A 12944-nucleotide genomic window follows, 5' to 3' on the forward strand; every position below is an offset into this window, starting at 1 on the left:
GAGTCAGGAGGGGGCGCGACGTTCCTTCAGGTCCGCGACACCCAGGGCCGGACCCATCCATCGAGGAGACCCACCCGTGATCCGACTGTCCACCGGTGCCGCCTTCGGCGTCGCCGTCGCCGCGGCTGTGGCCGCCGCGCCCGTTGCGGGCGCCGCAGCCACTCCCGCCGCGACCCCCTCGTCCGACACCCGGCCGGCCGTCGTCGCCGAGCAGGCCCAGGCCGACCGCCAGCGCCAGTCCATGGGCCTGTCCAGCGACGAGAAGCTGACCGTGCGCGACGTGGTCGTCGACGCCGACGGCACCCGCCACGTGCGCTACGACCGCACGTACCGGGGGCTGCGGGTCCTCGGCGGCGACTTCGTCGTGCGCAAGAGCGCGGCCGGCTCGACCGAGCGCGTGTGGTGGAACGCCAGCGGCAGGGCCGCAGTGGCCTCCACCGCACCGGCGGTCGCCGAGTCCGAGGCGGAGCGCTCCGCTGCGCGCCGGGCGGGCTACTCACCGAGGAGCAACGACGGCGAGCTGGTCGTCTGGGCGAACGACAAGGCGCCCCGCCTGGCGTGGGACGTCCTCACCGAGGGTGTGCGGGCCGACCAGACGCCCAGCCGGCTGCACACCATCGTCGACGCGGACAGCGGCGCCGTCATCACGGCATACGACGAGGTGAAGAACGGCACCGGCAACTCGCAGTACTCCGGCACCGTCACCCTGAACACCATCTCGTCCGGCTCGACCTGGCAGCTGCGCGACAGCGTCGGCAACTACACGACCGACCTGAACGGTGCCACGTCCGGCACGGGCACCCAGTTCACCGACGCCGACAACACGTGGGGCACCGGCTCGCCGAGCAACCGGCAGACCGCCGGCGTCGACGCGCAGTACGGCGCGGAGAAGACCTTCGCCTACTTCAAGAACGTGCAGGGCCGCAACGGCATCTGGAACAACGGCACCGGTGCCCGCAGCCGCGTCCACTACGGCAACGCCTACGTCAACGCGTTCTGGGACGGCACCCAGATGACCTACGGCGACGGGTCGGGCAACACCAAGCCGCTCACCTCGATCGACGTGGCTGCCCACGAGATGGCCCACGGCGTCACCGAGAACACGGCGAACCTCAACTACTCCGGCGACGCCGGCGGCCTCAACGAGGCGAGCTCGGACATCTTCGGCGCCTCGGTGGAGTTCTACGCCAGCAACGGCGCCGACGTGGGCGACTACCTCATCGGCGAGAAGATCGACATCAACGGCAACGGCACGCCGCTTCGCTACATGGACCGCCCGAGCCGGGACGGCCAGAGCCAGGACTGCTGGACCACCAACACCAAGAACCTCGACCCGCACTACTCGTCGGGGCCCCTGAACCACTGGTTCTACCTGGCCTCGGAGGGCTCGGGTTCGAAGACCATCAACGGCGTCAGCTACACCAGCACGACGTGCGGCGGCGCCCCGGCCGTCACCGGAGCCGGCAGGGACAACATCGCCAAGGTCTGGTACCGCACGCTGGCCACCAAGCTCACGTCGGGCAGCACCTACTCCGCCGCCCGCGAGGGCGCCATCGCCTCGGCCAAGGAGCTCTACGGCGCGACGAGCGCGACGTGCGCCGCGGTGGAGAAGGCGTTCACCGCGATCTCCGTCCCGGCCGGCGCCGAGACCTGCGGCGGCTCGACCCCGCCGCCCTCGGGCAGCAACCTGCTGCAGAACCCCGGTTTCGAGTCGGGAGCCGTGAGCTGGACCGGCACGGCAGGTCCGATCACCAGCAACACCGGGCGCCCGGCCCGCACCGGCTCGTGGAAGATGTGGCTCGGGGGCAACGGCTCGACGAGCACCGAGACCGAGCAGCAGAGCGTCACCATCCCGTCCACGGCGACGTCGGCCACCCTGAGCTTCTGGCTCCGCACCGACACCGCCGAGTCCGGCAGCACGGCCTACGACACCATGAAGGTGCAGGTCGTCGACGGCTCCACGACGTCGACGCTGGCGACCTACTCCAACGTGGGCACCAACTCGACCTACACGCAGAAGTCGTTCAACGTCATCGCCTACAAGGGCAGGACGATCTCGGTGAAGTTCCTCATGAACGAGGACTCCTCGCTCCAGACGTCCTTCGTCGTCGACGACACCGCACTGACGGTCGGCTGACGCTCGCCGAGAGGGACCCCCGCCCCACGGCGCCCGACGTGGCACGGGGGTCCCTCGCGCGTGCGGGAGGGTCCGCACCCGGTCCCTTCGGCCGGATCACGGGCCGCTTCCGTCGTGCCTCACCGGGATCCGGGGCAGCGCGCCCTACCCTGCGGGGCCATGACGTCTGACCGCGGGCGCCGAGGGAACGACCGGCGCCGCACCGCCGCTGCTGCAGTCACCACGGTGCTGACGGGTGCGGTGGCCCTCGCCGCCTGTGGTGGCGGGGAGCCGGCCCGGGTTGCCGCCCCCACATCGCCCTCGACCACGACCGCCCCCACCCGGACGGCCACGCCGACCCCGACGCCGGCACTGGTGCCGCTGCGAGGCGGCCCCGTGCTCGCGGTGAAGATCGACAACACGCCCAGCGCCCGGCCGCGAGTCGGCCTCGACGTCGCGGACGTCGTCTACGTCGAGCCGGTCGAGGGCGGGCTGACCCGGTTGCTGGCGGTGTTCTCCAGCCGCCTGCCCAAGGAGGTCGGCCCGGTGCGCAGCGCCCGCGAGTCCGACATCGACCTGGTCGCCAACTACGGCCGGGTCGCGTTCGCCTACTCGGGCGGCTCGGCCTACACGGTGCGGGCGCTGGCCAGAGGCCGCCAGGTGAACCTCAGCTACGACGCCTCGGGCGAGGGCTTCCGCCGCGAACGCTCGCGACCCGCGCCCTACAACGTCATCGGCGACCCGGCGGCCCTCCTCGCAAGGGCCGGAGGCAGCGTCACGCCGAAGGACATCGGCTTTCGTTTCGGCCCGCCCGCCAAGGGCGGCACCGCGGCGGCGTCGGTGACCGCACGGTGGCCCGCCAGCCGGGTGAGCCTGGCCTGGAACGCCAAGCGGCGGCAGTACCTCGTCACCACGGACGGCAAGGCCGACGTCGGTCCCGACGGGCGCCAGCACGGGGCGTCGACGGTGGTGGTCCAGTACGTCGGGAGCCACCTGTCGGGCAACCGCGACGTCAACGGGATGCCCACACCGCTCGTGGACCTGACCGGCAAGGGCAAGGTCGTCGTCCTGCGCGACGGCAAGGCCTGGTCCGGGACGTGGAAGCGTGCGAGCGCCACGGCACCGACCAGCCTCACGGCGGGCGGCAAGCCCATCACCCTGGCCCCCGGCGGGCCGGTATGGGTGCTGCTCGTCACCCCGGGCCAGGGCGTGACGGTCGGCTGAGGGAGGGCTGGGCAGTGGCGGCCTATCCTTCGACCATGAGCGCGCGTGCGGTCGCTGCCGGTCTCACCGTCCTGGCCGCCCTCGGCGCCGCAGCCTGCTCCGATGGCGGCGAGCCGAGCCGCACCACGAGCACTGCCACCCCCACGCCCACCCCGACCGGCCCGCTGAGCGGGCCCGCCCTCGCCGTCAAGATCGACAACACGGCCAAGGCGCACCCCCACCTCGGCAAGGCGGAGGCCGACGTCGTCTACGTCGAGCCCGTGGAGGGCGGGCTGACGAGGCTGCTGGCGGTCTACTCCAGCACCATGCCGAAGGAGGTCGGCCCGGTGCGCAGCGCCCGCGAGTCCGACCTGGCGATCCTCGGGAACTACGGGCCCATCGCCTTCGCGTACTCAGGGGCCTCGTCCTACACGAACCGCTTCCTCGACAAGGGGGAGCAGGTCAACCTCAGCTACGCCGAGTCGAGCCAGGGCTACCGCCGCGAGAAGTCCAGACAGGCGCCCTACAACGTCATCGGCGACCCCGAGGCGCTCCTCGCCCGCGCGAAGGGCAGTGCCCGGCCCACCGACCCCGGCCTGACGTTCGGGCCGGCGCCGGAGGGAGGCGCCCCGGCCACCTCCGTGTCCGTGCGGTGGCCCGCGACGCAGGTGGCGTTCGCCTGGGACGCCGGGCGCAAGGAGTACCTGCTCTCCACGGACGGCAAGCCCGACGTCGATCCGGAGGGGAAGCAGCACGGAGCGGCGACCGTGGTGGTGCAGGTCGTCACGACGACGGCCTCGAAGAACAAGGACGTGACCGGGGCCGCCACCCCCGTGGTGCAGCTCACCGGTGAGGGGAAGGCCACGGTCCTGCGCGGCGGCAGGGCGTGGCCGGGCACCTGGTCGCGCGAGGGCCTCGCCGCCCCGACCTCGTTCGCCTCCGGCGGCACGGCTCTCACGATGGACCCTGCCGGCACCGTGTGGGTGCTGCTCGTGGCGCCCGGGCAGGCGGTCACGGTCCGCTGAGCCCGGCCACGCGGCATACCCGCCGGTAGCGTGAGATTGGTCCCTTCCCACGACCCGGAGAGGCGCCCTCGTCCGGCACAGGGCTAGTCTCGGGCGCGGACCACCCCCTTCGCAGATGAGGACGGATTCACCCGTGGATCTCTTCGAGTACCAGGCGCGCGACATGTTCGAGGCGCACGGAGTGCCGGTGCTTGCCGGCAAGACCGCGACCACTCCCGAGGGGGCCCGCGCGGCCGCCGAGGAGATCGGCCCCAGGAGCGGCGGCGTCACCGTCGTCAAGGCCCAGGTCAAGACCGGCGGGCGCGGCAAGGCCGGCGGCGTCAAGGTCGCCAAGACCGCGGACGAGGCCGAGCAGCACGCCCGCGCCATCCTCGGCATGGACATCAAGGGCCACACCGTCGGCACCGTGATGATCGCCCAGGGCGCCCGCATCGCCGAGGAGTACTACTTCTCGCTGCTGCTCGACCGGGCCAACCGCTCCTACCTCGCGATGTGCAGCAAGGAGGGCGGCATGGAGATCGAGCAGCTCGCGGTCGAGCGCCCCGAGGCGCTCGCCAAGGTCGCGGTCGACCCCAACACCGGCATCGACGACGCCAAGGCCCAGGAGATCGTCGACGCGGCGGGCTTCGACGCCGAGACCGGCGCCAAGATCGTCCCGGTGCTGAAGTCCCTCTGGGAGGTCTACCGCGACGAGGACGCCACCCTGGTGGAGGTCAACCCGCTGGTGAAGACCGAGGACGGCGAGATCATCGCCCTCGACGGCAAGGTCACCCTCGACGCCAACGCCGACTTCCGACAGCCCGGCCACGCTGCGCTCGAGGACAAGGCCGCGGCCGACCCGCTCGAGGCCGCCGCGAAGGAGAAGGACCTCAACTACGTCAAGCTCGACGGCTCCGTCGGCATCATCGGCAACGGTGCGGGGCTGGTCATGTCCACCCTCGACGTCGTGGCCTACGCCGGTGAGGAGTTCGGCGGCCAGAAGCCCGCGAACTTCCTCGACATCGGTGGTGGCGCCTCGGCCGAGGTCATGGCCGACGGCCTGCACATCATCCTCGGCGACCCGCAGGTGAAGTCGGTGTTCGTCAACGTCTTCGGCGGCATCACCGCCTGCGACGCGGTGGCCAACGGCATCGTCGGCGCCCTCAAGAAGCTCGGCGACGAGGAGAACAAGCCGCTCGTCGTCCGGCTCGACGGCAACAACGTCGAGGAGGGCCGGCGCATCCTCGCCGAGTTCAACCACCCGCACGTGATCATCGAAGAGACCATGGACGGCGCCGCCCGCAAGGCCGCCGAGCTGGCGTCGAAGTAAGGGATACACACCAATGGCAATCTTTCTCGACGAGAACTCCAAGGTCATCGTCCAGGGCATGACCGGCTCCGAGGGCATGAAGCACACCCAGCGCATGCTCAAGTCCGGCACCGCGATCGTCGGCGGCGTGAACCCGCGCAAGGCCGGCACCAGCGTCGACTTCGAGGGCGGCACCACGGTGCCCGTCTTCGGCACCGTCGCCGAGGCGATGAAGGAGACCGGCGCCAACGTGTCGGTCATCTTCGTGCCGCCGGCCTTCGCCAAGTCGGCCGTGGTCGAGGCGATCGACGCCGAGATGCCGCTCGCGGTCGTCATCACCGAGGGCATCGCGGTCAAGGACACCGCCGAGTTCTTCGCGTACGCGCAGGACAAGGGCACCACCCGCATCGTCGGCCCGAACTGCCCCGGCCTCATCAGCCCCGGCAAGTCCAACGCCGGCATCATCCCCGCCGACATCGCCGGTGGCGGCCGCATCGGCCTGGTGTCCAAGTCGGGCACGCTGACCTACCAGATGATGTACGAGCTCAAGGAGTTCGGCTTCTCCTCCGCGGTCGGCATCGGCGGTGACCCGATCATCGGCACCACCCACATCGACTGCCTCGAGGCGTTCCAGAACGACCCCGAGACCGACGCCATCGTCATGATCGGTGAGATCGGTGGCGACGCCGAGGAGCGGGCCGCGGCCTACATCAAGGACAACGTGACCAAGCCGGTCGTCGGCTACGTCGCGGGCTTCACCGCCCCCGAGGGCAAGACCATGGGCCACGCCGGCGCCATCGTCTCCGGCTCCTCGGGCACCGCGCAGGCCAAGAAGGAGGCCCTCGAGGCCGCCGGCGTCAAGGTCGGCAAGACGCCGTCCGAGACTGCCCAGCTCATGCGCGAGATCATGCAGGGCCTGCAGAAGTAGGTTCTGCCGCAAGGCCTTCCACGACAGCGGCCGGTCACCTCGATGAGGTGGCCGGCCGCTCGTCGTTGTGGCACGGCGCGTATGCCGCGTGCGCGCCTAGGGCAGGCGGGCCAGATCCATGAGGCGCTCGAGCTCGGCGAAGCCCTGCGCCTCGGTGCCGGTGAAGCCCTGGCCGTCGTCGGTGCCGTGGAAGACGAGGGTGCTGACGGCCCCCTCGGTCTGCATTCCCGTCATCCCGACCCACTGGTACATCGTCCCGGTGGCCTCGCCGCTGACCTCGGTGGTGAGCAGCCAGGTCTGCGGAACGGGGCCGCGCTTGGCCGTGGTGCGCCTCTCCGCCGTGCCGCAGCCCTTCATGACCAGGGTGTCGAGGCGCCTGATGTCGGCCTGCACGAGCTCGTAGCCCTGGGCGTCCTCGAACAGCCTCACCCGCTGCTTGCCGATGTAGTTGGCGTCGCCGCTGCCGGCGCGGATCGACACGATGCCCCAGCGGCCACCGATGCCGGCCTGGAACTCGTCGGTCTCGCACTGCACGATCGAGGCCGAGCCCTCCTGGTCGCCCTCGCCGGCATACGTGCGCTGGCCCTTGCCCAGGAGCTTCGACGACCACTGCGACGCCGGCACGAAGAGGCTCGAGGGCAGCAGCGGCTCGGACCCCACCACGGGCATGTCGTCCCCGGCGGTTGTCGTCGGTGACGGTCCCGCGGTCGTGGGGCTGGTGTCGCCGTACTGTTCCAGCCGCTGGGTGGCGATGGCCGCGAGGCGCTCGACCTGCTCGCGGGAGAACTCGCTCGACGGGTGGTCGGGTTCGGTCACGGTGACCACGGCGAGGTGCTTCCCGGCCGTGGCCACGGCATACCAGCCTGACCCGGCGCCGCCGGCCTTGTAGGAGTAGAGCCGCGGCCAGGAGTCGGTCTGCACGGGCGTCACCGCGAACTCGCCCTGCTGGCAGGAGCCGATCGCGCGTGCGACCGCGGCGGCAGCGCCCGACGCCGAGCCCGACGTCGCCGCCCACCGGGTCTGGCCGCCCTGGATGTTGCCCTGCGCCGAGAGCAGGGTCTCCGCCTGGACGGGCCTGCCCAGCTGGGTGGAGCCGAGGCAGGGGTCCGCCTCGTAGCTGGTGACCGCCTCGGTGCCGAAGTCGCTCGACCACCCGAGGGCCAGCTTCCACTCCTTGGCCAGCGGCAGCGCGCCGGGCTCGCGCAGGAACGGGGAGACGGCCTGGCGGTCCACCGGGGTGGTGGGAGCCGGAGTGGTGGTCGTGCTGGTCGCGGGCGGGACGGGCTGGCTGGCGTTGTCACCGCCGAGGGCCGAGAAGCCGACCACGGCAGCCACCAGGGCCCCGGCCGCGGCACCCGCGGTCCAGCCCAGCATGGTGCGCCGCCGGCGGGCGCTGCCCCGGGCCTTGACGAACCGCACGTCCGCCAGCGGCAGCGTGTCGACGTCGGCCTTCAGCGTGCCCAGCGACCGCCGGACGTACTCGTCGTCGGCCGGAGTCCAGGTGTCGGTCTCAGCCATGGTGGGACTCCTCGTGGCGCAGGGCCGCCGCCAGCTGGGCGCGGCCTCGGTGCAGGCGGGCCTTGATGGTTCCTGCGGGAGTGTTGGTCTCGTGGGCGATCTGCTCGATGCTCAGGTCGCCGATGTAGTGGAGCGTGACGGCCTCGCGCACGGGCTCGGCCAGGGTGCGCAGGGCGGCGATGACCGCCACCCGGTCCTCGGTGGGTGGGCCGGTGGCCGCCGCCGTGCTCTCGCCGTGCCGCTCGTAGGCGCGGTCCTGGCTCGACTGCTTGCGCCAGGCCGAGATCGCCAGCCGCCGGGCCACCGTGCGCACCCAGGCGAGCGGGTCGTCGTACGTGTGCACGTGCCCCCACTGCTGCCAGGCCCGGGCGTAGGCCTCCTGCGTGCAGTCCTGGGCGAGGTTCAGGTCACCGGTCGTGGCGTAGACGAGGTGGACGACGCGTCGCGCGGTGCCGCGGTAGAACGCGTCGAAGTCGGCCTCGGTGCCCTGCGTCGGCATCGCTGTCGTCGCCGCCCTCTCCTGGTGCAGTCGGATCTGGTCGGGCTGCTCGCCCCCCTCACCCCACCAGACGCGCGGCCCCACCGCGAGGGTTGCGGCCCGGCCGCAGTTTCTCGCCGGGGGTCAGAGCAGTCCGGGCAGGTGCGCCCAGGCGGCGGGGGTCGCGGTCGGCGGGACGCGCGCGTCGTCGCGGCGGGCGAGGACGAACCACACCGCGGTGCAGGGTTGCCCGTGCGGGTTGCTGAGCCGGTGCGGGGTCGAGGAGTCGAAGTGGATCGAGTCACCAGGCCCGAGCGAGTAGGTCTCGAAGCCGACCTGCACCTCGAGCCGGCCGGTGACGATGACGCCGTACTCGCGCCCGCCGTGCCGGACCATGTCGTCCTCGGGGCAGGAGGCGCTGCCGGGGCCGTACTCCACGTGCAGGAAGTCGACGAGCGGGTCGTCGGCCGTGAGTCGCTCCCACACGACCCCCGACATCTGCACCCGCCGCCGCTCGCCGGCGCGCACGACCGGCGCGTCGATCCGCGGCCAGGCGGCGGGGGTGGGCGTGGGGGCGTCGGCGGGGTCAGGGGCGGGGCCATCGGCCGGGCCGGCACCGAGCAGCTCGTTCAGCGAGATGCCGAGCACCGACACCAGCGCGTAGAGGGTGCCCACCGACGGCTTGGCCTTGCCGAGCTCGACCTGGGAGACGAAGCTCGGCGAGACCTCCACCTGGCGGGCCACCTCGCGCAGGGACAGGCCGCGTGCCTCCCGGGCCGCGCGGAGGGCGGCGCCGAGGTTCTCGGCCGTGGGCTCGGGGCCGGAGGGGGCCGACGGGGGAGTGGGTTCGGGCATCGGGTTCGATTCCCTTCCGCAGCCGGGTGCGCGGGCGGCCCGCGTGCAGTGTGACTGTACACCTGTCGCGAGGTGCGCCGGCGTGTCTGCCCGACGGCATACGTCATGTGAAGTAATACTTGACACCCCGCTCGGTCCGGTGGCGTAATCGCAGGTAACCCGAGACGAGTGTGAGGCGGGTCACCATGGCAGTGCGGACCTACGGCCCCAATGCGGTCGACTGGGAGCAGCGCATCGACCTCGACCGGCTGCGCCGCGACCGCCTGGCGCGGATCACGGCCGGGCTCGAGGCATCCTCGCTCGGCGGGCTGCTGTGCTTCGACTTCTCCAACATCCGCTACCTCACCTCCACCCACATCGGCACCTGGGCGCTCGACAAGCTGATCCGGTTCGCCGTCCTGCCGCGCGGCGGCCAGCCGGTGCTGTGGGACTTCGGCTCGGCAGCCCGCCACCACCAGCTGTTCAACCCGTGGCTCGACGGCGAGAAGCGCGCCCGCGCCGGCATCTCCACCCTGCGGGGCGCCTTCCACCCCGACTCGGGCACCGCCGAGGAGGTGGCCCGCAAGGTCGCCACGGTGCTGCGCGAGCACGGCATGGACGGCGAGCCCCTCGGCGTCGACATCGTCGAGATGCCGATCCTGGCGGCGCTGCGGGCCGAGGGCCTCGACGTGGTGGACGGCCAGCAGGTGTTCCTCGAGGCCCGCCGCATCAAGACCGCCGACGAGATCGGGCTGCTGACCCAGGCCTGCTCCATGGTCGACGCCGCCTACGAGGAGCTCTACGGCTTCCTGCGACCGGGCGTGCGCGAGAACGAGTGCGTGGGCCTGGTGAGCAAGGTGCTCTACGACCTCGGCAGCGAGTTCGTCGAGGGGGTCAACGCGATCTCGGGGGAGCGCTGCGCACCGCACCCGCACGTCTACAGCGACCGCATCGTGCGGCCCGGCGACCCGGCGTTCTTCGACATCCTGCACAGCCACCTCGGCTACCGGACCTGCTACTACCGCTGCTTCGCCGTCGGCAGCGCGTCGCCGGCCATGCGCGACGCCTACACGCGGTGCAGGGAGTACATGGACCTGGCCATCGCCCGGGTGCGGCCCGGCGCGACCACCGCCGACATCGTCGAGGTCTGGCCCACCGCGCAGGAGTTCGGCTTCGCCAGCGAGGAGGCGGCGTTCGCGCTGCAGTACGGGCACGGCGTGGGCCTGAGCATCTGGGAGAAGCCGATCTTCAGCCGCCTGGTCTCGCTCGAGCACCCGGAGACCCTCGAGGAGGGCATGGTCTTCGCCCTTGAGACCTACTGGCCCGCCGGCGACGGCTGGTCGGCCGCCCGGATCGAGGAGGAGGTCGTCGTCACCGCCGACGGCTGCGAGGTCATCACGAAGTTCCCGGCCGAGGACCTGCTCATCGCCGGCCAGCGGTATTGGACGGTCGGCGGGCCCCTGGCGCCGGTCCGCGAGTCGCAGTCGCACCTCAACACCGCCCAGGGCCGGGGGGAGCCGTGAGCACCGAGACCGCCGCCCCGGTGGACGCCGCCACGCTGCTCGGCTGGTACGAGCAGATGGCCGTCATCCGCGGCACCGAGAAGGCCGCGCACGACCTGTTCCTGCGCGGGCTCGTCAAGGGCACCACCCACCTCGCGGCCGGGCACGAGGCGGTGGCAGTGGGGGCCAGTGCCGCGCTGCGGCCCGACGACTACGTCTTCGCCACCTACCGGGGCCACCACCACGCGATCGCCCGCGGCGCGACCCCCGAGGGCTGCCTCGCCGAGCTGATGCAACGGCACACAGGGGTATGCCGTGCCAAGGGCGGCTCGATGCACCTCACCCAGGCGGACCACGGGATGATGGGCTCCTACGCGATCGTGGGAGCGCACCTGCCGATGGCCGCCGGAGCGGCCTGGTCGGCGAAGCTGCGGGGCAGCGGCCAGGTCGCGGTGGCGTTCTTCGGCGACGGAGCCACCAACATCGGCGCCTTCCACGAGGCGCTCAACCTCGCGGCCGTGTGGAAGCTGCCGGTGCTCTTCGTCTGCGAGAACAACCGCTACATGGAGTACACCGCGATCCACACGGTCACGGCGGTGCCCAACCCCGCTGCCGACCGGGCGGCCGCCAACGGCATGCCCGGAGTCGTCGTCGACGGCAACGACGTGGTGGCCGTGCACGACGCCGTGGGCCGGGCCGTCGAGAGGGCGCGCAGCGGTGCGGGCCCGACCGTCATCGAGGCGCTGACCTACCGGCACTTCGGCCACAGCCGCACCGACCCGGCGACCTACCGGCCCGTCGAGGAGGTTGAGGAGTGGATGGCCCGCGACCCGCTGCTGGTGGCCCGCAGCCGCCTCCTCGGGGAGGGTGCGACCGAGGCTGACCTCGACGCCGCCGCCGAGCGCGCCGCCGCCGTGGTCACGGCGGCGGTCCGGGCGGCCCAGGCGGCCCCACCGGCGGACCCCGCCGACGCGTACACCGACGTCTGGGCGGACGGAGGTGCGGCATGGCGAACGTGAAGGCCGGCGCCGGGGACTCCGAGGTGATGACCTACCGCGACGCGGTCGCCGAGGGCATCGCGCGCGAGATGCGGCGCGACGAGCGGGTCGTCTGCCTGGGCGAGGACATCGGCGCGGCGGGCGGCGTGTTCAAGACGACGGTCGGGCTGTTCGACGAGTTCGGCCCCGAGCGGGTCTGGGACACCCCGATCTCGGAGCAGGCCATCGTCGGCGCCGCCATGGGGGCCGCCATGACCGGCATGCGCCCGGTGGCCGAGATCATGTTCAGCGACTTCCTCGCCTGCTGCTGGGACTACCTGGCCAACGAGATCCCCAAGGCCCGCTACATGACCGGCGGCCAGGTGACGGTGCCGCTCGTGGTGCGCACGGCCAACGGCGGAGGTCTCGGGTTCGGCGCGCAGCACTCGCAGTCGGTGGAGAACTGGGCCCTCGCCGTGCCGGGCCTGAAGATCGTGGCGCCGTCGACGCCGGCGGACGTGGTGGGCCTGATGGCCTCTGCGATCCGCAGCGACGACCCCGTGGTGTTCTTCGAGCACAAGGGCCTGTTCGCCAGCAAGGGCCCGGCAGCGCCTCCGGAGCACGCCATCCCGCTCGGGAAGGCCAACATCGCCCGCGCGGGCACCGACGTCACCGTGGTCGCGCTCGCGGCCACCGTGCCCATGGCGCTCGAGGCTGCCGAGCGGCTGCACGGCGACGGCGTCTCGGTCGAGGTGGTCGACCTGCGCTGCCTCATCCCCCTCGACGTCAGCACCGTGCTGGCCTCCCTCGAGCGGACCAGCCGGCTGCTCGTCGTCGAGGAGAACCCCTACCAGGGTGGCTGGGGCGGCACCGTCGCCTCGGTGGTCGCCGACGAGGGCTTCGAGCTGCTCGACGCCCCGGTGCGCCGGGTCGCCGGTGACAACGTCCCCCTCCCGTTCGCGGATGCCCTGGAGCAGCAGGTCATCCCCACGGTCGACAAGGTCGTCGCCGCCGTGCGGCGGCTCGTCTCCTACTAGCGCAGCGCGGCCGTGCACGCGGCCGTCAGGAAGGGAGC

11 protein-coding genes are annotated in these 12944 nt (G+C 72.1%); 8 read left to right on the top strand and 3 right to left on the bottom strand.

Features of this window, described 5'->3' with window-relative positions; all coding sequences use genetic code 11:
- Positions 1-76: 76 nt before the first annotated feature.
- The 5 genes from P0Y31_RS16020 (at position 77) to sucD (ending at position 6560) form a co-directional block, all read left to right on the top strand.
- Positions 77-2137, top strand: coding sequence for a M4 family metallopeptidase (locus P0Y31_RS16020; protein WP_275871164.1), 2061 nt, complete (start codon positions 77-79; stop codon positions 2135-2137).
- Positions 2138-2296: 159 nt separating this feature from the next.
- Positions 2297-3340 carry a DUF3048 domain-containing protein gene (locus P0Y31_RS16025; protein ID WP_275871166.1) on the top strand — a complete coding sequence of 348 codons (1044 nt, stop codon included), beginning with the start codon at positions 2297-2299 and terminating at the stop codon, positions 3338-3340.
- 35 nt (positions 3341-3375) lie between these two features.
- Positions 3376-4344, top strand: a complete 969-nt coding sequence (locus P0Y31_RS16030) for a DUF3048 domain-containing protein (protein WP_275871168.1) — start codon at positions 3376-3378, stop codon at positions 4342-4344.
- Between the two features lie 133 nt (positions 4345-4477).
- On the top strand, positions 4478-5653 hold the full coding sequence (sucC, locus tag P0Y31_RS16035; RefSeq protein WP_275871171.1) for an ADP-forming succinate--CoA ligase subunit beta: 1176 nt from the start codon (positions 4478-4480) through the stop codon (positions 5651-5653).
- A 13-nt stretch (positions 5654-5666) separates the two neighbouring features.
- Positions 5667-6560 carry a succinate--CoA ligase subunit alpha gene (gene sucD / locus P0Y31_RS16040; RefSeq protein ID WP_275871173.1) on the top strand — a complete coding sequence of 298 codons (894 nt, stop codon included), beginning with the start codon at positions 5667-5669 and terminating at the stop codon, positions 6558-6560.
- 96 nt (positions 6561-6656) lie between these two features.
- On the opposite strand, the gene P0Y31_RS16045 is transcribed toward sucD, so the two are convergent.
- The 3 genes from P0Y31_RS16045 to P0Y31_RS16055 are packed head-to-tail and all read right to left on the bottom strand — an operon-like array spanning position 6657 to position 9411.
- Entirely contained in the window at positions 6657-8078 is a 1422-nt protein-coding gene (locus tag P0Y31_RS16045; RefSeq protein ID WP_275871176.1) for a hypothetical protein, read from the bottom strand.
- Positions 8071-8661: a SigE family RNA polymerase sigma factor gene (locus P0Y31_RS16050; RefSeq protein WP_275871178.1), complete on the bottom strand. Its 591-nt coding sequence runs from the start codon at positions 8659-8661 to the stop codon at positions 8071-8073. Before P0Y31_RS16050 ends, P0Y31_RS16045 begins: the two co-directional genes overlap by 8 nt.
- Positions 8662-8700: 39 nt before the next feature.
- On the bottom strand, positions 8701-9411 hold the full coding sequence (locus P0Y31_RS16055) for a helix-turn-helix domain-containing protein (protein WP_275871180.1): 711 nt from the start codon (positions 9409-9411) through the stop codon (positions 8701-8703).
- Between the two features lie 185 nt (positions 9412-9596).
- Here P0Y31_RS16055 and P0Y31_RS16060 point away from each other — a divergent pair, with 185 nt between their 5' ends.
- Genes P0Y31_RS16060 through P0Y31_RS16070 form a run of 3 tightly spaced genes read left to right on the top strand, consistent with a single transcriptional unit; the run spans position 9597 to position 12906 of the window.
- Positions 9597-10913, top strand: coding sequence for a Xaa-Pro peptidase family protein (locus P0Y31_RS16060; protein ID WP_275871182.1), 1317 nt, complete (start codon positions 9597-9599; stop codon positions 10911-10913).
- Complete coding sequence (locus tag P0Y31_RS16065) at positions 10910-11911, top strand: thiamine pyrophosphate-dependent dehydrogenase E1 component subunit alpha (protein ID WP_275871184.1); 1002 nt, start codon at positions 10910-10912, stop codon at positions 11909-11911. The genes P0Y31_RS16060 and P0Y31_RS16065 overlap by 4 nt, the downstream gene beginning before the upstream one ends.
- Positions 11899-12906, top strand: coding sequence for an alpha-ketoacid dehydrogenase subunit beta (locus P0Y31_RS16070; RefSeq protein WP_275871186.1), 1008 nt, complete (start codon positions 11899-11901; stop codon positions 12904-12906). The genes P0Y31_RS16065 and P0Y31_RS16070 overlap by 13 nt, the downstream gene beginning before the upstream one ends.
- Positions 12907-12944 lie beyond the last annotated feature (38 nt).

Source organism: Knoellia sp. 3-2P3 (assembly GCF_029223115.1).
Taxonomy (GTDB): Bacteria; Actinomycetota; Actinomycetes; order Actinomycetales; family Dermatophilaceae; genus Pedococcus_A.